The sequence below is a fragment of the Panacagrimonas sp. genome (genome assembly GCF_965216805.1).
Classification (GTDB): Bacteria; Pseudomonadota; Gammaproteobacteria; order Nevskiales; family Nevskiaceae; genus Panacagrimonas.
The window spans coordinates 553,153-575,682 of sequence record NZ_CBDCGN010000002.1; the positions used below are offsets into that span (position 1 = coordinate 553,153).

22 protein-coding genes and 1 pseudogene are annotated in these 22,530 nt (G+C 66.3%); 17 read left to right on the forward strand and 6 right to left on the reverse strand.

Annotated elements, in window-relative coordinates; genetic code table 11:
- Positions 1-15: 15 nt before the first annotated feature.
- From ACOOHP_RS02665 to ACOOHP_RS02735, 15 genes are all read left to right on the forward strand, one after another.
- Positions 16-945 carry a LysR family transcriptional regulator gene (locus ACOOHP_RS02665; RefSeq protein ID WP_420464916.1) on the forward strand — a complete coding sequence of 310 codons (930 nt, stop codon included), beginning with the start codon at positions 16-18 and terminating at the stop codon, positions 943-945.
- The gene (locus ACOOHP_RS02670) at positions 942-1,844 is read left to right on the forward strand and encodes a LysR family transcriptional regulator (protein ID WP_420464917.1); all 903 of its coding nucleotides are present in this window, start codon (positions 942-944) and stop codon (positions 1,842-1,844) included. Before ACOOHP_RS02665 ends, ACOOHP_RS02670 begins: the two co-directional genes overlap by 4 nt.
- Positions 1,845-1,874: 30 nt before the next feature.
- On the forward strand, positions 1,875-2,507 hold the full coding sequence (gene gmk / locus ACOOHP_RS02675; RefSeq protein WP_420464918.1) for a guanylate kinase: 633 nt from the start codon (positions 1,875-1,877) through the stop codon (positions 2,505-2,507).
- Positions 2,508-2,563: 56 nt separating this feature from the next.
- A complete protein-coding gene (gene rpoZ, locus ACOOHP_RS02680) occupies positions 2,564-2,827 on the forward strand; it encodes a DNA-directed RNA polymerase subunit omega (RefSeq protein ID WP_420464919.1) in 264 nt (87 codons plus the stop codon).
- Between the two features lie 122 nt (positions 2,828-2,949).
- On the forward strand, positions 2,950-4,944 hold the full coding sequence (gene tkt / locus ACOOHP_RS02685; protein WP_420464920.1) for a transketolase: 1,995 nt from the start codon (positions 2,950-2,952) through the stop codon (positions 4,942-4,944).
- A gap of 123 nt (positions 4,945-5,067) precedes the next feature.
- Positions 5,068-6,072 carry a type I glyceraldehyde-3-phosphate dehydrogenase gene (gene gap / locus ACOOHP_RS02690; protein ID WP_420464921.1) on the forward strand — a complete coding sequence of 335 codons (1,005 nt, stop codon included), beginning with the start codon at positions 5,068-5,070 and terminating at the stop codon, positions 6,070-6,072.
- A 138-nt stretch (positions 6,073-6,210) separates the two neighbouring features.
- Positions 6,211-6,795 carry a Uma2 family endonuclease gene (locus tag ACOOHP_RS02695; RefSeq protein ID WP_420464922.1) on the forward strand — a complete coding sequence of 195 codons (585 nt, stop codon included), beginning with the start codon at positions 6,211-6,213 and terminating at the stop codon, positions 6,793-6,795.
- Positions 6,796-6,889: 94 nt separating this feature from the next.
- Positions 6,890-8,074 (forward strand): phosphoglycerate kinase, encoded by a 1,185-nt coding sequence (locus ACOOHP_RS02700; RefSeq protein WP_420464923.1) that lies wholly within the window; start codon positions 6,890-6,892, stop codon positions 8,072-8,074.
- Between the two features lie 95 nt (positions 8,075-8,169).
- Entirely contained in the window at positions 8,170-8,811 is a 642-nt protein-coding gene (locus tag ACOOHP_RS02705) for an NADPH-dependent F420 reductase (protein WP_420464924.1), read from the forward strand.
- A gap of 13 nt (positions 8,812-8,824) precedes the next feature.
- A complete protein-coding gene (locus ACOOHP_RS02710) occupies positions 8,825-9,853 on the forward strand; it encodes an esterase/lipase family protein (protein WP_420464925.1) in 1,029 nt (342 codons plus the stop codon).
- 106 nt (positions 9,854-9,959) lie between these two features.
- Complete coding sequence (locus ACOOHP_RS02715; protein WP_420464926.1) at positions 9,960-10,550, forward strand: LemA family protein; 591 nt, start codon at positions 9,960-9,962, stop codon at positions 10,548-10,550.
- Positions 10,547-11,401 carry a TPM domain-containing protein gene (locus tag ACOOHP_RS02720; RefSeq protein WP_420464927.1) on the forward strand — a complete coding sequence of 285 codons (855 nt, stop codon included), beginning with the start codon at positions 10,547-10,549 and terminating at the stop codon, positions 11,399-11,401. The genes ACOOHP_RS02715 and ACOOHP_RS02720 overlap by 4 nt, the downstream gene beginning before the upstream one ends.
- Positions 11,398-11,901, forward strand: coding sequence for a TPM domain-containing protein (locus ACOOHP_RS02725; RefSeq protein WP_420464928.1), 504 nt, complete (start codon positions 11,398-11,400; stop codon positions 11,899-11,901). Before ACOOHP_RS02720 ends, ACOOHP_RS02725 begins: the two co-directional genes overlap by 4 nt.
- A 237-nt stretch (positions 11,902-12,138) precedes the next feature.
- Complete coding sequence (locus ACOOHP_RS02730) at positions 12,139-12,882, forward strand: queuosine precursor transporter (protein WP_420464929.1); 744 nt, start codon at positions 12,139-12,141, stop codon at positions 12,880-12,882.
- Complete coding sequence (locus ACOOHP_RS02735; RefSeq protein WP_420464930.1) at positions 12,879-13,436, forward strand: NADPH-dependent FMN reductase; 558 nt, start codon at positions 12,879-12,881, stop codon at positions 13,434-13,436. The genes ACOOHP_RS02730 and ACOOHP_RS02735 overlap by 4 nt, the downstream gene beginning before the upstream one ends.
- 215 nt (positions 13,437-13,651) lie before the next feature.
- Here ACOOHP_RS02735 and ACOOHP_RS02740 read toward each other — a convergent pair whose 3' ends face one another.
- The 5 genes from ACOOHP_RS02740 to ACOOHP_RS02760 form a co-directional block, all read right to left on the reverse strand.
- Positions 13,652-14,218: a DUF3228 family protein gene (locus ACOOHP_RS02740; protein WP_420464931.1), complete on the reverse strand. Its 567-nt coding sequence runs from the start codon at positions 14,216-14,218 to the stop codon at positions 13,652-13,654.
- Between the two features lie 301 nt (positions 14,219-14,519).
- Positions 14,520-15,869: a type VI secretion system contractile sheath domain-containing protein gene (locus tag ACOOHP_RS02745; protein WP_420464932.1), complete on the reverse strand. Its 1,350-nt coding sequence runs from the start codon at positions 15,867-15,869 to the stop codon at positions 14,520-14,522.
- Between the two features lie 269 nt (positions 15,870-16,138).
- Positions 16,139-16,405, reverse strand: coding sequence for a DUF2442 domain-containing protein (locus ACOOHP_RS02750; protein ID WP_420464933.1), 267 nt, complete (start codon positions 16,403-16,405; stop codon positions 16,139-16,141).
- Positions 16,398-16,625: a DUF4160 domain-containing protein gene (locus ACOOHP_RS02755; RefSeq protein ID WP_420464934.1), complete on the reverse strand. Its 228-nt coding sequence runs from the start codon at positions 16,623-16,625 to the stop codon at positions 16,398-16,400. Before ACOOHP_RS02755 ends, ACOOHP_RS02750 begins: the two co-directional genes overlap by 8 nt.
- A gap of 256 nt (positions 16,626-16,881) precedes the next feature.
- Positions 16,882-17,997 carry an IS110 family transposase gene (locus ACOOHP_RS02760; protein WP_420464935.1) on the reverse strand — a complete coding sequence of 372 codons (1,116 nt, stop codon included), beginning with the start codon at positions 17,995-17,997 and terminating at the stop codon, positions 16,882-16,884.
- Between the two features lie 601 nt (positions 17,998-18,598).
- On the opposite strand from ACOOHP_RS02760, the pseudogene ACOOHP_RS02765 reads away from it, so the two are divergent.
- A pseudogene (locus ACOOHP_RS02765) lies at positions 18,599-18,820 on the forward strand (adhesin); the annotation flags it as partial.
- 87 nt (positions 18,821-18,907) lie between these two features.
- Positions 18,908-21,319: a YadA family autotransporter adhesin gene (locus ACOOHP_RS02770; RefSeq protein WP_420466939.1), complete on the forward strand. Its 2,412-nt coding sequence runs from the start codon at positions 18,908-18,910 to the stop codon at positions 21,317-21,319.
- Between the two features lie 104 nt (positions 21,320-21,423).
- On the opposite strand, the gene ACOOHP_RS02775 is transcribed toward ACOOHP_RS02770, so the two are convergent.
- Complete coding sequence (locus ACOOHP_RS02775; RefSeq protein ID WP_420464936.1) at positions 21,424-22,143, reverse strand: LuxR C-terminal-related transcriptional regulator; 720 nt, start codon at positions 22,141-22,143, stop codon at positions 21,424-21,426.
- Between the last annotated feature and the right edge of the window lie 387 nt (positions 22,144-22,530).

Here is a 22,530-nt window from a genome sequence, read left to right on the forward strand (position 1 = left end):
GGTGACAGGCAGGACATGGACGATCCGACGCACATGGTCACCTTCGCCCGCGTGGTCGAGGCCAAGGGTTTTGCCGAAGGCGCGCGGCGCCTGGGGTTGAGCACCTCGGTGGCAAGCAAGCACGTGGCCAAGCTGGAGCAGAGCCTGGGCGCGCGCCTGCTCAATCGCAGCACCCGCAAGCTGTCGCTGACCGAAGCCGGCCAGGCGTTCTACGCACACTGTGTCCGCCTGGTGGAAGAACTGGAGGCGGCCGAGCAGTCCATCGCCAATCTAGGTGTGGATCCGCAGGGTCTGCTCCGGGTCAGTGCGCCACCGTCGATCACTGCGCTGCACATTGCTCCGGCACTGACGGAATTCCGCCGACGCTATCCGCGACTCGATCTGGAGTTCGATCTCAGTGGTCGGGTGGTGGATTTTTCCGAAGAAGGCTACGACCTGGCCCTGCGCATCGGCATGTCGCCCGGCGCCGGACTCAACGGTCGCCCGCTGGCGCCGCTCAAGATCGGCGTGGTGGCGGCGCCAACCTATCTGCAGCAGCGGGGTACGCCGCAGCAGCCGGAGGAGCTGTCCTCGCACGAGTGCCTGCTGCTGTCGCTGGAGGCCGATCCCACGCGCTGGACGCTGGAAAGCATGGCGCGCCGGGTGGCGGTCGATGTGCAGGGAGCGCTGCGCTGCAATGTGATGGAGCCCTTGCACCAGATGGCCCTGCATGGCCTGGGAGTGGCGCGCCTGCCCAGCTTCATGACCGGCCAGGACGTGCGCGAAGGGCGACTGGTGCACCTGCTGCGCGGGTGGCGCCAGGCGCACGACGCGCGCCTGTGGGCGGTGTGGCCGGCGCGCCGCGATACGCTGCCCAAGGTGCGGCTGTTCGTGGATTTCCTGGCCGCACAGTTCGGCGAAGAGCCTTACTGGGATCGCGCCCAGCGTGAAGGTCCGCGCTCGTGAAACACCTGGCGCAGATGCTGACGTTTGCGCGGGTGGTGGACGCCGGCAGTTTCGCCGGTGCCGCCCGCGAGCTCGGGGTGAACACTTCGGTCACCAGCAAGCACGTCTCTGCGCTGGAACAGCATCTGGGCATGCGCCTGCTGGTTCGCGGATCGCGCCGGCTGCAATTGACTGCCGCCGGCCGTACTTACGCGGAGCATTGCCGGCGCATCGCCGTGGAGATCGCGCAGGCGCGCGACACGGTGACGCAGATGCAGTCGGCCCCGCGTGGGCGTCTGCGTGTGAGCGGACCGCCAGGGATGATGGCGGAGCTGGTGGTGCCGTGGCTGGCGGAGTTCCGCCGCCGCTATCCGGCGGTGGAGCTGGACCTGTCCGCCGACGAACGCATGATCGATCTCGCCGACGAGGGCTACGACCTGGCGCTGCGGGTGACCGATCAACTGCCCGCGCAGGCGGTGGCGCGCAAGCTGGCCGATATGCGCCTGGCGGTGTGCGCGTCGCCGGACTACGTGGAGCGCCACGGTGCGCCGGTCGAGCCGATGGACTTGCTGGCGCACGACTGCCTGCAGTTCACGCCGCCGGGCCTGATGTCCGGTGCCGTCTTCGAAAAGGACGGCGTGCGGGTGGACGTGCCGGTCCACGGCATCATCCGATTCAATCACGTCGAGCCCCTGCATCTGCTGGCCCGCGCCGGGCTCGGCGTGGCTTTGCTGCCGCGCCACCTCCTGCAGCGGGATCTGGTGGAAGGTCGTCTGGTGCGACTCCTGCCCGACTGGCGTCCCGTGGTAGATGCCGCGCTTTACGCGGTGTACCTGCCCAATCGTTACGGACTGCCCAAGCTACGCGTGTTCGTCGATTTTCTGCTGGAGAAGTTCGAGCCGGCGCGGCGGCCTCGCTAAACTGCGGCCTCTCTCGACGCCACCCCTCGCATGACCGACCCACGCGGCCGCCTGTTCATCGTCTCGGCTCCCTCCGGCGGCGGCAAGACCAGCCTGACCCGGGCACTGTTGCCGCGGCTGGCGCAGCGCCGGCATGCGGCGGCGATCTCGGTGTCGTACACCACCCGTGCGCCGCGCGCCGGTGAAACCGACGGCGAGCATTACCACTTCGTCGACGAAGCGCGCTTTGTGCAGATGATCCAGGCCGGCGAGTTCCTGGAGCACGCCCAGGTCTTCGGCCGTCGCTACGGCACCGGTCGGCGGCGTACCGTCGAGCTGCTCGAGCAGGGCGTGGATCTGATTCTGGACATCGACTGGCAGGGCGCGCAGCAGGTGCGTCAGGCCATGCCGGAGGCGCGTTCGGTGTTCATCCTGCCGCCGTCGCTGCAGGAGCTGGAACGGCGCCTGAGCGGACGTGGCCAGGACGATGCCGCCACCGTCGCGGCGCGCATGGCACTGGCGCGGGCGGAGATGTCGCACTACGCCGAATACGAGGCGCTGATCGTCAACCAGGACTTTGCCGGCGCGCTGGAGGACCTGTGCGCCCTGTTCCTGGCGCCACGGCTGGCATTGGCCGCGCAGCAGGCCCGTCACGCTGCCCTGATCCGGGCCTTGCTGGATTAGAAGGGGGGATTTCCGCTACACTTCGCGCCCTTTTTTGTGAGCAATGAGCGCACAACATGGCTCGTGTCACTGTTGAAGATTGCCTGGACAAGATTCCCAACCAGTTCGAGTTGACCCTGGTCGCCGCCAAGCGCGCCCGCCAACTGGCTCGCGGCGCCGACGCCAAGCTGCCCTGGGGCAACCACAAGTCCACCGTCCTGAGCCTGCGCGAAATCGCCGACGGCTTCGTGGGCAAGGAAGTGCTGGAAGAGCAGGACCTGCCGGCCATCCAGCAGCCCAAGGTCGACCTTGAGCCGCTCGATCCCAGTTACGACCTGTAAGTAAAAGCGTTTCCGGGCCCGCACTGGCGGGCCTCTGCGTTTGCTGCGACCGCCGCTGCTCGGCCGCGAGCGGGGGCACTTCGAGCGATACCGCTCACCCTTCGCCTTGTCCGGACCCGACGATGACCACCCGCCTTGATCTTGCCAACGCCATCCGCGCGCTTGCCATGGATGCGGTGCAAAAGGCGAACTCCGGGCACCCGGGCATGCCGATGGGCATGGCTGACATCGCCGAAGTGCTGTGGAACGACTTCCTCCAGCACGATCCGAAAGACCCGCACTGGTTCAACCGCGACCGCTTCGTGGTCAGTAATGGCCACGGCTCGATGCTGCTGTACGCGCTGCTGCACCTGACCGGCTACGACCTGCCGATCGAAGAGCTGAAGAATTTTCGGCAGCTGCACTCGAAGACGCCGGGTCACCCCGAGAACGGCCTGACGCCGGGCGTGGAAACCACCACCGGCCCGCTCGGCCAGGGTTTCGCGAACGCGGTCGGCATGGCCATCGCCGAGGAACTGCTCGCCGCGCGCTTCAACCGCGACGGGTTCCCGCTGATCGATCACCGCACCTACGTGTTCGTCGGCGACGGCTGCCTGATGGAGGGCATCTCGCACGAAGCTGCCTCGCTGGCCGGCGTGATGGGCCTGGGCAAGCTCGTGGTGCTGTACGACGACAACAACATCTCCATCGACGGTGAGGTCCACGACTGGTTCGCCGACGACACGCCGATGCGCTTCGAGGCCTACGGCTGGCAGGTGGTGCGCAATGTCAACGGCCACGATCCCAACGAGGTCCAGATCGCGCTGGAGACCGCCCGGGCGTCTGCCGACAAGCCCACCCTGATCTGTTGCAAGACCGTCATCGGCTTTGGGGCGCCCAACAAGCAGGGCAAGGAATCCAGCCACGGCTCGCCGTTGGGCGAGGCCGAGATCGCGCTGGCCCGCGAGCAGCTCAAGTGGCCGCACGCGCCGTTCGAGATTCCGGCCGAGATCCGCGCCGGTTGGGATGCGACCTCCAAGGGCTCCGAGCGCAGCACGGCGTGGAAGCAGATGCTCGATCGCTATGCCGCGGAGTTCGCCGCCGAGGGTGCAGAGCTGAAGCGTCGCATCGCGGGCGAGCTGCCGGCGGACTGGGAGCAGATTGCATCCGCGGCCGTCGCCAAGCTTGCAGCCGCGGACAAGCCGCTGGCGACGCGCAAATGCTCGCAGATGGCGCTCGAAGCCATCGCGCCGCAGCTGCCCGAACTGATTGGTGGCTCGGCTGACCTCACCGAATCCAACCTCACGCTTTGGAAGGGTGCGACCGCCTCGCGTGCGGGCAATCCCACTGGCAATCACTTCAGCTGGGGCGTGCGCGAGTTCGGCATGGCCGCGGCCATGAACGGCATGGCGCTGCACGGCGGCATCATTCCCTACGGCGGCACCTTCCTGGTGTTCTCCGACTACGCGCGCAACGCGGTGCGCATGTCGGCGCTGATGAAGATCGGTTCGATCTTCGTGTTCACCCACGACTCCATCGGCCTGGGCGAAGACGGCCCGACGCACCAAGCGGTCGAGCACGTGTCGAGCCTGCGGCTGATTCCGAACATGGAAACCTGGCGGCCGGCGGATGCGTTCGAGACCGCGGTCGCGTGGCGTGCGGCCATCGAGCGGCGCAACGGCCCGAGCGTGCTCGCGCTGTCGCGCCAGAACCTGCCGCCGCAGGCGCACGGTGCGGATCACGAGGCCGGTGCGCTGCGTGGCGGCTATGTCCTGCTGGAGCCCTTGAGCCCGCCGGACGCGCTGATCATCGCGACCGGGTCCGAGGTGAGCCTCGCGGTGGACGCTGCGAAAAAAATGCATGCAGAAGGCCGCGCGGTGCGGGTGGTCTCCATGCCCTGCGCCGAGCGCTTCCTCAAGCAGGACGCCGCGTATCGCGACGCCGTGCTGCCCAAGTCGATCCGTGCGCGTGTCTCAGTCGAGGCCGGCATCACGCATTACTGGCGCGCCTTTGTCGGCGATGAGGGCATCGCGATGGGTGTGGATACCTTCGGCGAGTCTGCGCCCGCGCCGGCGGTGTTCAAGCACTTCGGTCTGACGGTGGACAACGTGGTTGCCGCGGTACAAGGACTTCTGTAGCCCGGTTTCGCTATAGCGAAGCCGGGACGCTTCCCGGGCGACGATCCCGGCTCCGCCCGCGGCGGAACCGGGCTACACATTTCGCGGCGCGGTGTGCGTGCCGCATTTGACGAGGACAGTGAAATGGCAGTGAAGGTTGGCATCAATGGTTTCGGTCGCATCGGTCGCAACGTGCTGCGCGCCGCCGTGCAGAACTTCGGCAAGGACATCGAGATCGTCGGCATCAACGATCTGCTGGAGCCGGACTACCTCGCCTACATGCTGCAGTACGACTCGGTGCACGGCCGCTTCAAGGGCGAGATCGCAGTCAAGGACGGCGCGCTGTTCGTCAACGGATCGAGGATTCGTCTCACGCAGGAGCGCGATCCCGCGAACCTGAAGTGGGCCGAAATCGGCGCCGAGGTGGTTATCGAATCCACCGGCCTGTTCCTCGACAAGGTCACCGCGCAGAAGCATCTCGATGCGGGCGCCAAGAAGGTCGTGTTGTCGGCACCGAGCAAGGACGACACCCCCATGTTCGTCTACGGCGTGAACCACAAGACCTACGCCGGCCAGGCCATCGTGTCGAATGCGTCGTGCACCACCAACTGCCTCGCGCCGCTGGCCAAGGTCATCCACGACAAGTGGGGCATCAAGCGCGGCCTGATGACCACCGTGCACGCGGCAACCGCGACGCAGAAGACCGTGGACGGCCCGAGCAACAAGGACTGGCGCGGCGGTCGCGGCATCCTCGAGAACATCATCCCGTCGAGCACCGGCGCTGCGAAGGCCGTTGGCGTCGTGATTCCCGAGCTCAACAAGAAGCTCACCGGCATGAGCTTCCGCGTGCCGACCTCCGACGTGTCGGTGGTGGACCTGACCTGCGAACTCGAAAAGCCCGCGACCTATGCCGAGATCTGCGCCGAGATGAAGGCGCAGTCCGAGGGCGCGCTCAAGGGCGTGCTCGGCTACACCGAGGACAAGGTCGTCGCCACGGATTTTGTCGGCGAGACGCGCACCTCGGTGTTCGACGCCGAGGCCGGCATCGCGCTCGACTCCACGTTCGTGAAGTTGGTGAGCTGGTACGACAACGAGTGGGGCTACTCGAACAAGTGCCTGGAGATGGTTCGCGTGGTGGCGGAAAAATAAGGCTCGCGCGCTGCAACAGAAACCCCGCCGATGGCGGGGTTTCTGCGTTATGGGGGTATGCAAAGCCCTGCGCCTTGCCGACAATCATCGAGCGTCCGGGATAGGAAGATCGTCGCCCGGAAATCGGAGGAATCCCCCATGTCCATTCCAGCCACCAAGACGGACCGCCACTACACCTACGCGGACTATCTGAAATTTCCCGAGGATGAATGCTGGGAGATCATCGATGGCGTGGCGTACAGCATGTCGCCCGCGCCGTCGTCGAACCATCAGGACATAAGCGGCGAGTTGCTCGCTCAGGTCCACACCCAACTGCGCGGTAAGCCCTGCAAGGTCTTCGCCGCACCCTTCGATGTACGCTTCGAGGATTCCGACAAGACCGACAAGGTGGTGCAGCCCGATCTGCTGGTGGTCTGCGACCGCAGCAAGATCACGCCGCGCGGCCTGATCGGGGCGCCGGACTGGATCGTGGAAATCCTGTCGGCGATCACCGCAGGCAAGGACCAGATTTTGAAGCGTGCCCTCTACGAGAAGCGCGGCGTGCGCGAGTACTGGCTGGTGCATCCGATTGATCGCGTCGTGACGATCCATCGCTTGGGTGCTGAGGGGCGTTACGGAGTGGCGGACGCGGCCTTGCTGCAAGGTCGGCTGCCGGTGTCCGCCGTGCCCGGTGTGGAGATCGACTGGGACCTGTGGCAGCCGCTGGAACAGGACGCGCTCTGACTCTCCGCCGCGAGCGCGCGGCCGTTTTGACCTTGGTTTTTCAGGCGCGTCCCGTCGAAAATGTGACTTCAGCTCCGAACCGCCGTGCCCTGCCATGAACTTTCTCCGCCTTGCCGATCTCGATCTGACCAACAAGCGCGTCTTCATCCGCGCCGATCTCAACGTGCCGCAGGATGACGCGGGTCGCGTGACCGACGACACACGCATCCGTGCGTCGATTCCCGGCATCCAGCTCGCGCTTCAGCGCGGCGCAGCGGTGATGGTGACCTCGCATCTCGGCCGTCCGACCGAGGGCGAGCTGAAACCTGCGGACTCGCTTGCGCCGATCGCGCTGCGCATGAGCGAGCTGCTCGGGCAGAAGGTCGAGCTGATCCAGAACTGGGTCGACGGCGGCTTCAGCGTGAAGCCCGGCCAGGTCGTGCTGCTCGAGAACTGCCGCTGCAACAAGGGCGAGAAGAAGAACAGCGAAGAACTCGCCACGAAGATGGCCAAGCTCTGCGACGTGTATGCGAACGATGCCTTCGGCACCGCGCACCGCGCCGAGGCGACGACGCACGCGCTTGCGCTGAAGGCCACGGTGGCTTGCGCGGGCCCGCTGGTCGCCGCCGAACTCGAAGCGCTCGGCAAGGCGCTGCACGCGCCGGCGCGGCCGCTGGTCGCCATCGTCGGCGGCAGCAAGGTTTCGACCAAGCTGACGATTCTCGATTCACTCGCCGACAAGGTCGACCAGCTCGTGGTCGGCGGTGGCATCGCAAACACCTTCCTGCTCGCCATGGGCCTGCCCATCGGCAAGTCACTGGCCGAACCGGACCTGGTCAACGAGGCCAAGCGCATCATCGACAAGATGGCCAAGCGTGGTGCCTCGGTGCCGATTCCAACCGACGTGGTCACCGCCAAGGAATTCAGCGCAACTGCGGTCGCAACGGTGAAAGCCGCGAAGGATGTGGCGCCGGATGACCTGATTCTCGACGTGGGTCCCGAGACCGCGGCGTTGTTGGCAGCGGCGATGGAGCAGGCCGGCACCATCGTCTGGAACGGTCCGCTCGGTGTGTTCGAGTTCGAATCCTTCGCCAACGGCACCAAGCTGCTGGCCGAGGCGATCGCGAAGTCCAAGGCCATGTCGATCGCTGGCGGCGGCGACACCGTGGCCGCGATCACCAAGTTCGGCATCGAGAAAGACGTGGGCTACATCTCCACGGCCGGCGGTGCGTTCCTGGAATTCCTGGAGGGCAAGCAACTGCCGGCCGTCGCCGCGCTGGAAGCCCGCGCGGGCGCCTGACCGGGCGCCTGATCCCGGCAGAATTTGCGCTAAGGTGAAGGCGGGCGCGAGCCCGCCTTTTTTCTGGGGGACGTGTTGATGAGCCAGCACACATCATGAGGATCGGCATCCTCGGTAGCGGCGACGTCGGCAAGACGCTGGCCGCGGGGTTTCTGCAAGCCGGTCACGAGGTCCTGATCGGCACGCGCGAGACCGCCAAGCTGCGCGACTGGCTCAAGGCGCATCCGCGCAGCAGCGCCGGCAGCTTTACCGACGCCGCCAAGTTCGGCGATGTCATCGTGCTGGCGGTGCGCGGCTCGGTGGCCAACCGGGCGTTGCGGCTGGCCGGCACTAGCCACCTGCTGGGCAAGATCGTCATCGACGCCAGCAATCCCGTTGCCGATCAGCCGCCGGTCAATGGCGTGCTGCGTTTCTTCACTTCGCTGGACGATTCCTTGATGGAGCGTCTGCAGAAGGAGTTTTCCGTTGCGCGCTTCGTCAAGGCCTTCAACAGCGTGGGTCATGCGCAGATGGTGAAGCCGCAGTTCGCGGGCGGGCCGCCCAGCATGTTCATCTGCGGCAACGACGCCGAGGCCAAGCGCACCGTGGGCGAGCTATTGGCCGAACTTGGCTGGGAGGCGGCCGACATGGGCATGATGGAGGCCGCGCGCGCCATCGAGCCGCTGTGCATGCTGTGGTGTATCCCGGCGTTGCGCGACGCCAGCACCGGGCACGCCTTCAAACTGCTGCGTAACTGAGTCGGAGAGACCGATGAAAAACCTGCCCCTCGGCAGCCTGGTTGCGCTGAGCCTGATGCTCGCTGCCTGCGGCGGCTCCGACCCGGTCGACCCGCCACTGAGCGTCGAAATCGCCAAGCTCGACGCCGCGCTCAAATGCACGCCGTTCGAACACCCGGAGCGCAACCCGGTGCTGCTGGTCCACGGCACCATCACCACCGGCTTCGAGCAATGGGAGCTCACCTACATCCCGCTGCTGGTGGCGCGCGGCTTCGATGTCTGCGCGGTGACCTATCCGGACCGCGGTAGCATCGATCAGCAGATCTCGGCGGAATACGTGGCCCACGCCCTGCGCTCCATCGCGGCGCAGACCGGGCGCCAGGTGGACATGATCGGCCACAGTCAGGGCGCGTCGATGCCGCGCTGGGCGCTCAAGTTCTGGCCCACCGCGCGCGAGGTGGTGGACGACTTCGTGCTGCTGGCTGGCCCCAATCACGGCACCAGCGTGTCGCTGCCGTTTGCCATCGCGGCCGAGGCGCTGGACGTGCTCGGCCTGGCCGAGTTTCCGGTCGGCCTGCTGCCGGAGGCCTTCTACCAGTTCGCGCCGGGCTCGCAGTTCACCGCCGCAGTCAACCGCGGTGACGAAACCCCCGGCGACATCGACTACACCAGCCTCTACACCGTGTTCGACGAGCTGGTGCAGCCGGTGTTTCCGGTGCCGACCGCGGCGCTGGATTTCGGCCAGGACAATCCGCGGGTCACCAACCTGCTGCTGCAGGACTTGTGTCCGGGTCGCTTCGTCGATCACTTCACCATCGGCCTGACCGATCGCCTCACCTTCGAGCTGGCGCTGGATGCCATCGACAACCCCGGCCCGGCCAATATCGAGCGCGCCGGCGGTGCGGCGGAGCTGTGCGGCCTGCTGCCCATCATTCCCGACCAGATCATCGCCCCGCAGGCCGCGCTGAATCTGATCAGCGTGCTGCGTCAGGAGCTGGAGAACGGCCTGCCCGCACCCAACCTGGCCAATGCCGAGCCACCGCTGCGGGATTACGCGCGGTAGCGGGCGGCAGGATTAGCCTGTAGGTCGGCATTCATGCCGACATCCGACCTTGGCATGTCGGGTTGAAACCCGACCTACAATGCGCTGCCGATGCCGGAGCCCTGTAATGCGATCCCTGCGCCTGTTGCTGCTGCCGCTTCTACTACCACTGCTGTCTGCCTGCGGCTACAACGCCATTCAGCAGCAGGACGAGGGCGTCAAGTCCGCCTGGGCCGAGGTGCTCAACCAGTACCAGCGTCGCGCCGACCTGGTGCCCAACCTGGTGTCCACGGTCAAGGGGTTTGCCGAGCAGGAAAAGGACGTGCTGCTGGGCGTGACCGAGGCGCGCTCGCGCGTGGGTGGCATCAACGCCACGCCGGAGATGGTCAACGACCCGGCCGCGATGGAACGCTTTTCGCAGGCGCAGGGCGAACTCACTTCCGCGTTGTCGCGTCTGCTGGTGGTGGTGGAAAACTATCCCCAGCTCAAGTCCGACGCCTTGTTCCGCGATCTTCAGGCGCAGCTCGAAGGCACCGAGAATCGCATCAGCGTGGCGCGCAACCGCTATATCGAAGCGGTGCAGGTCTACAACATCACCGTGCGCTCGTTTCCTACTAACCTGACTGCCATGATCTTCGGGCATGAGGTGAAACCCAGCTTCACGGTGGAAGACGAAGACGCCATCGCCAAGCCGCCTCAGGTGGATTTCGGCGGGTGATCCACGCTGCGTTCAGGCGCTGGGCGGCGCTGACGGGAGTTTTCCTGTTCGCGCTGGCGACCGGACCGACGTGGGCGCAGGTTCCGGTCCCCGAGCTGAATTCGCGGGTGACCGATCAGACCGACACGCTGAGCATCACCCAGCGCGGCGCACTGGAATCCAGGCTCGCCGCGTTCGAGCGCGAACACGGCAGCCAGGTCGCGCTGCTGCTGGTGCCGACCACGCAGCCCGAATCCATCGAGCAGTATTCGATCCGCGTGGTCGACGCCTGGAAGCTCGGTCGCGCCGAGCAGGACGACGGCGTGCTGCTGCTGATTGCCAAGAACGATCGTGCGCTGCGCATCGAGGTGGGGCGCGGGCTGGAAGGGGTGATTCCGGACGCGGTCGCCAATCGGGTGATCGACGAGATCATCGTGCCGCGCTTTCGGGAGGATGATTTCGTCGGCGGCATCGAGGCTGGCGTCGAGCAGATCCTGGACCTGATCCGCGGCGAGTCGCTGCCGCCGCCGCAGGCCACCAGCGCCGGCAGCGGCACTGACGGGCTGGGTCAGGCCTTCCCGCTGGTCTTTGGGCTCATCATCTTCCTCGGCCAGTTCCTGCGTCGCAGCCTGGGGGCACTGCCGGGCGCGGCCTTGGTGGGCGGCGGCGCATTCGTCCTGGGCTGGTGGCTCACCGGCTTTCTGGTCGCCGCGATCTTTCTGGCCATTCTCGGTTTCGTGTTGACCCTGGTCGGCATGAACACTGGCGGTGGTTACGGCTATGGCGGTGGCCGCGGCGGGTTCGGCGGTGGTGGTGGATTCGGCGGCGGTGGCGGCAGCTTTGGCGGCGGGGGCGCATCGGGACGATGGTGAACCGGGTTCAACGTTGGTGGCGACACCTGACCACCGGCACGCTGGCGCGTCGCGCGGCGTTTCCGGCGCATGTGCTCAATGCCGTCGAACAGGCGATCCGCGACTGCGAGTCGCGTCATGCCGGCGAGATCCGCTTCGCGGTGGACGCGGCCCTGTCGCTGTCCGACCTCTGGCATGGCGTGACGCCGCGCGAGGCTGCGCAAGAAGCCTTCGCAAGACTGGGCGTGTGGGACACCGCCCACAACAACGGCGTGCTGATCTACGTGCTGCTGGCCGATCGCGATGTGGAGATCGTGGCAGATCGCGCGGTCGGCAGCGGACGGGTGGCGCAGACCGAATGGGAAGCCTGCTGCCGGGTGATGGAAAAGCACTTCGCGCAAGGACGTTTCCGCGACGGCGCGATCGCCGGTATCCAGGCGGTGGCGGAAGTCCTGGCGCGACATCCGCCGGGCGCCGCAGACGCCGGCAACGAATTGCCGGATGCACCCGCGCTGATCTGATCCTGCAGAAAGCGGTGGAACGCAAAGGACGCAAAGAAGAGCAGGCGAGGCGCAAAGCAAGTCATCGCGGACTGTGCATACCCATTCTGGTGAATGACGCTGTTCGGAAAAATCCCTGGCGTCCTCTCCGTTCCCTTTGCACCTTTGCGCTAAAACGTTTTCTAGATTGATTGACAACCCCCGGGCCGCTCCCTGGTGCGCGGCATACTGCCAATATCCCATTTCGGCGCCACTGGCATGAAGAGCTATCGCTACTACGACTTCCTGGTCGCCGGCCTGGTGGCGGTGTTGCTGTGCTCCAATCTGATCGGACCGGGCAAGGTCTGCACCCTGCATCTGCCGTGGATCGGCGAACTCAACTTCGGTGCCGGCAACCTGTTCTTTCCCATCGGCTACATCTTTGCCGACGTGCTCACCGAGGTGTACGGCTACGCCCGTGCGCGGCGCGCGATCTGGGCCGGCTTCGGCGCCATGATCTTCGCCAGCTTCATGTCGTTCGTGGTGGTGAGCATGCCGCCGGCCACCAACGAGCCCTGGAACAAAACTTTGCAGCCGGCGCTGGAAGTGGTGTTCGGCAACACCTGGCGCATTGTCGCCGCCAGCATCCTGGCCTACTGGGTGGGCGACTTCATCAACTCCTACGTGATGGCGCGGATGAAGGTGTGGACCCAAGGCCGGCACCTGTGGACGCGCACCATCGGCTCCACCGCGGTCGGCCAGGCGGCGGACTCGATGATCTTCTACCCGCTGGCGTTCTACGGTATCTGGAGCAACAACGCGCTGGTGGCGGTGATCGTGTTCAACTTCGCGTTCAAGGTGATGGTGGAGGTGTTGTTCACGCCGGTGACCTACGCGGTGGTGGGCTGGCTCAAGCGCGCCGAGAACGTCGACACCTTTGATACCGACACCCGCTTCAATCCCTTTTCGCTGCGTGACGAGGGGCACAATCGTCGACAGCGCCAACCGGAGAACCAACCGTGACCAAACTTCTGGGCATCTCGGGCAGCCTGCGCAAGGCCTCGTACAACACCGCACTGCTGCGCGCCGCGCAGGGGCTGGTGCCGCCCGATGTGGAACTGGAGCTCGTCACCCTGCACGGCATTCCGCTCTACGACGGCGATCTGGAACAGGCCGAAGGCATCCCCGAGGCGGTCACCGCACTCAAGCAGAAAGTGCTGGCCTGCCACGGGCTGCTGATCGCCACGCCGGAGTACAACAACGGCATGCCCGGCGTGCTCAAGAACGCGCTGGACTGGTTGTCGCGGCCGCCGAAGGAGTCGGCATCGGTGTTCGGCGACCGTGCGGTGGCGCTGCTCGGTGCCACGCCGGGCGGCATGGGCACGGTCTCGGCCCAAGCGGCGTGGCTGCCGGTGCTCAAGGCGCTGGGCGTGCGTACCTGGAGCGGAGGGCGATTGCTCGCGTCGCGTGCCGGTCAGTTGTTCGACGATCAGGGCGCGCTCTCCGACGAGACGATGCGCAAGCAGTTGCAGGTGTTCGTGGCAGGGTTTGCCGCTTTCGCGGTAAGACCCGCGTAGCCCGCGTACAACCCGGGAGCTATTGCCACACGTCGAGACCTGAGACGCGAAGCGGTGTGATGTGCGGCCAGCGGAGCACTGGATTCCGGGTTCGCCTGCGGCGCCCCGGAATGACGGGTTCACGCAATGTGAAACCCCGTACCGTCATTCCGGGGCGCCGCAGGCGAACCCGGAATCCAGTTCAGACTCATCCATGGGGCGGTCCGTGTCGGTCCTCATCCGCGCCAGTTGGCATGCCGGTCCCAGTACTCGACGCTGCGCTGATAGGCGGCACGATCCAGCCTCACGCCGGAGCCACCCTCGTCCACGCCCAGCGCATTGCGCATCATCGTGATCGGGGCCATCGGGATTTCCTCCGGCTCGGCGGTGGCCAGGCAGCCGACCACGCCCCAGTCGCCCTTGATCTTGTCGTTCTCGCGCCGCAGTTGCTCGCGGGTGTAGAGAATCGCGATCAGGTACTCGGCCACCGGCGCCTCCAGCCCTTCGAACCAGCGGTTGAGCACCGGCAGTTCCTTCGGCGTGCGTGTCTCGTAGCCGCTGCGCAACAGGTGACGGTTGTCATCGGTGACAGGAATCGTCAGGCAGCGTGTCGGCGTCCAGTTGCGATGCACGTGCAGCACGCAGAAGTCCGCATAACCGGGCAGGACCTGCAGCGGCGCGTGTTCGTTGAGATGGCGCGCGAAGCCTTCCGGCGTTTCCCCCTGGATGGTGTTGCGCCGGCTGGCCTTGGGAAACAGCCGGCCGCGGGCGAAGTCGGTGAGGACGATGCGGGGTGTGCTCATGGGTGATGGATCAAGAATCTGCGTAGCCCGGTTTGCCAGCGGTAAGCCGGGGTTCTGGACGTAAACCTGGAAGCAGCGGTTTAACGCAAAGGCGCAAAGCGAACAGAAAGGACGCCAGGATGTTTTGGGGCACCAACTTTCGCCGGATGGATGGATGAACGCCGTCCACGGTGTTTTTCTTGGCGCCTTGCTCGCTGTTCTTTGCGTCCTTTGCGTTAAACCGCTGCTTGCAGGTGGATGCATTCCCCGGCTTCGCTGCGCGAAACCGGGCTACGGGATTGGCCTCAATCCCCGACTTCCCTCAGGCCGGCAGCCCGGCCAGCGGCACCGCGGGCTCGGCCAGCGACTGCACGCGCATCAGCATGGCGACGTTGCGATGGCGATGGCTCAGCAGCGGCATCAGGCCGCGGCCGAGCAGCTTTTCGGCCTGCGCATCGGTGAGAAAGACTTCGGCGCAGGGCAGCAATTCGGGTTCGCCGTCGCGGTCCGGGCGGGTGAAGGAGGGCAGGTCGTCGACCTCGCGTTCGTCGCCAGGTGAGAACGACCAGCCCTCGTTGAGGGTATAGCTGCGGCCCAGCAGCAGCGGCAGCACCAGCGAGCCCGGCGCCCACAAATAGTGTTCGTGGGTGCCGGTGTCGGCCAGCTCCTCGAACGCGAAGCGCTCGATCTTCTCGCTGCGCGCACCGTAGGGCAGGCGCAGTAGCAGGCGCGGCGACACCAGGCCCAGCCAGCGCGCGGCGGGGGACTGGCGCAGCGCGGTCCACGCGGGCGAAGGGGCAGCGTCGGCGTCCGGCCGCGCCGCACTGCCGATGAAGGCCGCGCCGAGTTGCGAGCCCAGCGCGCCCAGCGCGGTCAGCAGTGTGGTGTCGTCGTCGGTGTCAGCGAAGCCGTACAGGCCGGCCAGCAGCGAGAATCCTGCCTCGCCGCTGTGACGTCGCGCGGCGGCCGACAGTGCGGTGCAACTGGCACTGTCCTGCAGCGGCCGTTCTGCTGCCAGCAGGTCTTCTGCCAGTTCCTCACGCGTGACATCGAACAGCCACAGCTGCAGGTTCTCCTCCAGCTCCAGGCGCGACACCAGCCACTGCACGCCACGCCAGTTCGCCTCCATGGCCTGGAACGCCGGCGCGTGCAGCAACTGGCGCATCTGCTCGGCGATGGCCGCGTCCACCGCACGCAGGTAGGCCTGCGTCTGCGCGCTGGTATCCGGCACGATGTGCGGCGCCACCACGCGCTCGATCAAGCCCTCCAGGCCCGACTTCGGCGTGCTGCTGCCCGTCGTCGCGGACGCCGGCTTGCCGCCGAGCAATGCCGCCAGCGGTGAATCCTCCCCCTGCGGTGCCGGGCGCGCGCGCGCCTCGCGCAGGGCGCCGAACAGCTCCAGCCGGTCGTACAGCGCATCGGGATGAAAGTCGTCCAGCGTGGCAAAGGTCACCGGCCCGGCGGGCGTCTGTACCCGCGGCGCCAGCTTGGCCAGCACGCGCTCGAGACTGTCGATATCCACCCGCAGCGGCGGGCGCTGCGCCAGCGGCGTGCGCTCGGCCGCGGTCTGCCCGGAGAAATCGCCCAGCAGCAGCAGGCGCATCGGCGCGTCGGGTTCGCGCGGCGTCGCATCGCCGGAACCGAAGTTGAACTGGAAGCTGGCGGCGGGCATGGCAGGGCACTCCGTGGGCGGCGGGCACCCATTATGGCGGGCTGGGTTGTCGGCTGATCAAGCGCTGCGGTGGTGGAATGGGGCGTTCGACCCGGCCCGGTAGAAACCGCCAAACCGAGTAGTCGTTCTGTCGGCATCGCGAAGTTGCTACTCGACGGGAAACTATGGCGGCGGCTGGTTCCGCTTCTGCAGGATGACGATCCCGAATCAAGCCAGGTTGCACCGTTGAATCTGGAGCAATCGAGCGATGCTGCAATCCGCGAAGCGCGCTATGCCACCTGGGCGGCCTGCAGCGTCCCCGCTTCAAGCAGCCGACGATGAACGGATGCGGCGCTCAGTTCCAAGCCATTGGGCCAACACAAGGCGCCGAGTTCAAGAAAGAAACGGCTGCGGAACGTTTCGTCCGCCAGTGGCAAGGTCAGCTCGGCGCCTCGTGCGATCAGGGATGCGAGATCGAATTCGCCGACCGTACCGTCCGAAAACAGCAGGCCGATCCGTGTGCCGCCCGCCGGGTTGGCTTGAACGACCTTAATCATTGTCCGCTCCCGGAATTCGCTTCAATGGCAATAGTTCCTGCGCAAGCCGCCAGTCTTCCTGCAACTCATCCTGATAATCAAGGCACCACTCCCAGACGAGCTTCGCCGCACGCCGCGGCAGCGAACCTCGCATGATCTCGCCGGTGCCAATGGAACCCAGCGCTTCGTGGCCTTGGTACTCCACGTGGAAATGCGGCGGCGCATGATCGTCGTGATACATGCGGATGTAGATACCGAAAAGTATGAAATGACGGGCATGCGGCGAGTATAGGTCCGGGTGCTCTGCAGCAACGTAACCTGGCTGAAGCCCCCGGACGGCCCGCGCCATACTCCGGGATCGCACCCGCGCCACGAGTTCGAGACGGCAATCCGGCGACCGACTCCGAACAAAGTGCTGGTCCTGCCCAGGCATACCGCCACCCCCCGATCCATCGGATTCTTGGGTCGGCGCAGCAACATAGATACCGTGTTTCCCGTCAAGCGGTTTTGGCGAGGATATTGGGGTTGAAGGGTTGATTGGATTTGAGGACGCCGAAGGCGATGTGGAGGAGTTTTCGCATTGCGGCGGCGAGGATGAGTTTTGGTGGTTTGCCGCTGTGACGTAGGCGTTCGGCAAAGGCTTTGAGCAGGGGGTTGTATCGGATTGCGCTCATGGCGGGGAAGTAGAGCAGCTTGCGCAGATCGGCATGGCCGATCTTCGACAGCCGGGTCTTGCTCCGCACGGAGCTACCGGACTCATGGCGTTTTGGCGTCAGTCCGGCGAAGGCGGCCAACTGGCGAGCACGGTCGAAGGTTTCGATACGGCTGATGAAGCTCAGCAGGGTGTGGCTGACCACCGTGCCGATGCCTGGGATGGTTTCCAGCAGCTGCTGTTTCTGCGGTAGGTCGGGGTCCTGGTCGATGTGATCCTCGATGCGCTGGCGCAGTGCGGCGATTTCCTGATCCAGATAGGCCAAGTGACGCTGGATGGAGTCCTGTACGCCCGCATCGGCCACCATCAGGCGGTTGTGCTCCTGCTGGCGGGTCTGCTGGAGTGCGGCAAGGCGCCGCACCAGGGCACGCAGCAGACGCACCGCCGGGGGTGGCGGGCGCCAGGCCGGTGGACTCATCGCCACGCCAAACCGCGCCAACACCGCTGCATCGACCGTGTCGGTCTTGTTGCGGGTCAGCAGGCTCTTGGCAAAGTCCTTGACCTGCGCGGGGTTGAGCACGCTGACGATATGGCCTGCATCGAACAGCCATTCCGACAGCGCCTCGCCATAAGGGCCGGTGGCCTCCAGACAGGCCTGCACCTGCGCCACGCCCAAGTCCTGCAACCACTGCCGTAGCTGCTCGAACCCGGCTGGCTGGTTGTCGAAGGTCTTGAACTTGAGCTTGCCCTCCCGCCAGAGCGCCACATCAAACTTGGCCTTGGCGACATCAATTCCCAGCACGTGCATCAAACCGCTTCCTTGAGACAAAGATTTCGAGGCTTCGGCAAGACGACGGGCGATCCAGCTTGTGAGTGCGGGCTTCAATGCCCCAGATACCGTTCGATCTGTTCGTCGCAAAAACTTAAGGCGGAAGGAGGCTGATCTACGCAACAGGTTCAATGACCACAGCCCGGGTACAGCCTGCCCTCCCGCCCGCCAAAGTCTCCTTCAGCCGTCAGATTGCTCCGACTCGTCCAACATACAAGCCCGGGTGCAACCCGGGTTTTGCCTTCGCCGGCACGTAAAACCCCGGGTTTCACCCGGGCTAGGGGGCTGCTCCTTCCGCCTGCGGCAGAGAGGTTCCCGCGAAGCGCGGCCGGCGGGCTCCGCCGTTCGCACTAGTCCCAAAGGACTAGCACTACTGACCGATGTTGACGCGCGCGGAATTCGGGCGAAATCCATACCGCTCGGGCCTCTGGAATCGGCGTCTGTTTTTCAAGCGGTGCCCTTTCCAATTCCGGCGGTGTCCCGCGATTCGCGAGGCCGTCGGACAGCGATTCCAGTGACGAGCAACCGGCGTGCAGCGCCCAAGGGCGACGGGCCGGTACCGGTTCCCGGCGGCCCAGGGTGCTGCACCGGCGGGATTCGAAATCCCTCGTTCAACACTGGAGAGTCAAACATGTCTGCCAAGAACACACACTGCAAAGTCCCGTCCCAGACCACCGCCGCGCGGTGCTCTGTCTCCCCCTTCCGGCGCAACCTGATTTCGGCCGCGTTGCTGATGGCGCTGGCCCCGCCGGCCTGGTCGGTGAACTGTGAGCTGTCTGACGGTACCGAGGGTGGAAGTACCTCGACCGGGACGCCTTCCCTGGCCTGCGGCAATTCGAACACCGCAAGCGGCAACGGCTCCACCGCGGTGGGGACGGACAACCAAGCCATCGGTGTCAACTCGACCGCGGTCGGTTTCGAATCCATCGCACAGGGGGGTGGCTCGCTCGCCATCGGGGCGGGAGCTCAAGCAATCGGGGGGCTCAGCACGGCGGTCGGCACGAATGCCGTATCGACGAGTCAGGGCGGGAGCAGCTTTGGCGTGAACAGCCTGGCCTCCGGTACCAACGCGACCGCGCTCGGTGTCAACACGGATGCGCTGGCAGGGGGCTCGGTCGCAATCGGCAACAGTGCCCAGGTCGAAGCCGCGGCGTCCTCATCGGTGGCCCTGGGCGCCGGTTCGGTGGCGACCGAGGTCAACACGGTTTCCGTGGGTAACTCGGGCACCCAGCGCCGCATCGTGAACCTGGCTGCGGGCACGGTCGGCACCGATGCGGTAAATGTCAATCAACTCACTGCGGTGGAGACGCTCGCGCAGCAGGGTGTGGATGATGCCGCCGCTGCACAGGCCAGCGCGGACGCTGCACAGACCACCGCTAACCAGGGTGTGGCTGACGCTGCCGCTGCACAGGCCAGCGCGGACGCTGCACAGACCACCGCCAACCAGGGTGTGGCTGACGCTGCAGCGGCACAGACCAGTGCCGACAACGCACAGACGACCGCTGACCAGGGTGTGGCTGACGCTGCTGCGGCACAGGCCAGCGCGGACGCTGCACAGACCACCGCCAACCAGGGTGTGGCTGACGCTGCAGCGGCACAGACCAGTGCCGACAACGCACAGACGACCGCTGACCAGGGTGTGGCTGACGCCGCTGCTGCGCAGACCAGTGCCGACAACGCACAGACCACCGCTGACCAGGGCGTGGCCGACGCGGCTGCGGCACAGGGCACCGCCAACACGGCGCTTTCCGATGCCGCCGCTGCCCAGGCGGATGTCGACGCGCTCGAAACTCGGGTGACGACGGCCGAAGGTGACATAAATGCGCTGGATACGCGGGTCACGACCAACGAGACCGACATCGCGACCAATGCCGATGGTATCGCCCAGAACGCCACCGACATCGACGGCCTCGATACCCGTCTGACCACCGCCGAAGGCGAGATCGACACCCTGCAAACCGACGTGGGTGCGCTGCAAACCGAGGTCGATAACCAGGGTGCCGGCCTTGCGGCCGCGTTGGGCGGCGGTGCGGCGGTCGACCCGGTGGACGGCACCGTCACCGCCCCCGACTACGCCGTGCAGGCTGGCAACTTCGACAATGTCGGTGATGCACTGGGTGCGCTGGACACCGGGGTGAACAACGCCCAGGCCAGCGCCGACAATGCGCAGGCCAGCGCCGATGCCGCGCAGGGCACGGCCAACACCGCCCTGGCCGCTGCCGGTGCGGCGCAGACCACCGCCAACACCGCCCTGTCGCGTGCCAACTCCAACAGCAGCCGCATCACGGTGCTGGACGAACGCGTCACCACCAACGAAGGCGACATCGTGGTGCTCGACAACCGGCTGGACGACGCCGAAGACGTCATCCAGGCGCTTGACGGCCGCGTGGGTCTGAACAGCCTCAACATCGCCCAGAACGCCGGGGACATCTCCGACCTCGACGGTCGCGTCACCAGCAACGCCGCCGGGATCGCGCAGAACAGTGCCGGACTCGACACGCTGGGGGGCCGCGTCAGCGTCAGCGAGGGCGCCATCGAGACCAACCAGGGCAACATCTCGATGAACTCGCTGCGCATCGACCAGAACCTGTCGTCGATCAACGACCTCGAAGGCCGCGTCGCCACCAACGAAGACGGCATCGACCAGCTCGACACCCGCGTTGGCAACGCGCAAACCGTCGCCGACATGGCAATGAGCACGGCCCAGTCGAATGCCGCCTTCTGCGGCCGCGGCAGCGCCAGCGGAACCGTGGAATGTGGCGACAACGCGCAGTCCGGAGATGAGGCCGTCAACAGCCTGGCGATCGGCACCGACGCCCGGGCCCAGGCCGCGGGCGGCATCGCGGTGGGCTTCGGCGCCAACGCGGTGCAGGCCAACTCGGTGGCCATCGGCAGCGGGGCGATTGCGCAGTCCTCGGTGGCGGTGGGCACCGGCGCGCAGGCGCTGGGCACCAACACCACCGCGGTCGGTGACAACGCGCAGGCCGGTGGCGAGTTTGCGGTGGCGGTCGGCAACGAGGCCAATGCCAGTGCCGCCAACAGCGTCGCGCTGGGCAATGGCTCGGTGGCCGATCAGGCCAACACCGTCTCCGTCGGCGCGGTCGGCAACGAACGTCGCGTCACCAACGTGGCGGCGGGTATGGAAGCTACCGATGCGGTCAACCTCGGTCAGCTCGATGCGTTTCGAGGCGACGTGGGCTTCGCGCTGGATCGCCAGGACGGGCGTATCGATCGCATCTCGGCGATGGCGGTGGCGATGGCGACGATGACCGGCAGCGCGGCCGGCAGCCAGCAGAAGAACCGCCTGGCTATGGGTGTCGGCAACCACGGCGGCGCCAATGCACTGTCGGTGGGTTACCAGCACGCCCTGCGCGAGAACGTCACCGTCACCTTCGGCGGCTCGTTCAGCGGCAGCGAAAGCGCGGCCGGCGGCGGTATCAGCATCGGTTGGTGAGTGGGGCCAGGCCGGGGGCGGTGGATACCGTCCCCGGCCTTTGCGCGTCTGCCCGCAGGTGCTGGTCCGCATTCTTCGACCTCGTGGCAGACCGGGGTCGCTTTTTATTGCGTAGTGGCAGATTGGCCTGGATTACGCGCATCGTCCGGCACGATCTGCGGCCCCGCCAGCAGCCGCTGCGCCAGCACCGCGGCCTGGGTGCGGGTGTGCAGATCCAGCTTGCGCAGCAGGGTGCTGATGTGGGTCTTGACGGTGGATTCGCTGATGCCCAGGTCCCAGGCGATCTGCTTGTTGAGCTGGCCGTCGCGAATCTGCAGCAGGATGCGCAGTTCCTGCCGGGTCAGACGTTCCAGCTTGCCTTCCAGGGTCAGGGTCTGCGGGGCGTGTCGTGAAGCGGGTGAGGCCACGGTGACGGGTTCTGATTCCGGTTGTGGCCACCAGCACCCCCCCGCCAACAGAAGCCCGATCACTTCCAGGGTGGTTTCCAGCGGCGTGGCCTTGGGAATGAAGGCCACCGCGCCCAGGGCCTCGGCCGAGCGCACCCAGTGACGTTCGCCGGCCGCCGACACCAGCGCCACCGGCACCTGCGGGAACTGCTCGCGCAGAAACTGCAGGGCGGATAAGCCTTCGACGTCCGGCATCATCAGGTCCAGCAGTACCAGGGCGGCGTCGGGATGCGCCGTGATCGCCTCGCGCAGACCCGCAAAGGATTCCACCGCCACGACCTGCGCATCCGGCGCGGCGCGCTGTACGCCCAGGCGCAGGGCAACTCCGAACAGCGGGTGGTCGTCGGCAACGATGACGGTGGGTGCGGCCTTGGACATGGACGATGAGGGATCGGCGGTGCGCGGAGTCTAGTGCAGGGCTGCGCTCCGGATGGAGCTTGGCTTGCGCCGCGCAAACGGACTTTGTGCCTGGCGCAGAGGCCCTCACCCCGGCCCTCTCCCGCTTGCGGGAGAGGGGGGTCTGGTTCCTTCGCCCGCGAGCGGGAGAGCAGCCGTCGTTCCTTCTCCCGCAGGCGGGAGAAGGTGCCCCGAAGGGGCGGATGAGGGGCTTGGCGGCGCGCGCGCACGTTGCCTTGGGTGCGGTCGTCGACGCACTCGCGGTATCCGGCGGCCGAGGTTGGCGCGGCGCTGGCAGACCCTCACCCCGGCCCTCTCCCGCTTGCGGGAGAGGGGGTCTGGTTCCTTCGCCCGCGAGCCGGAGGGCAG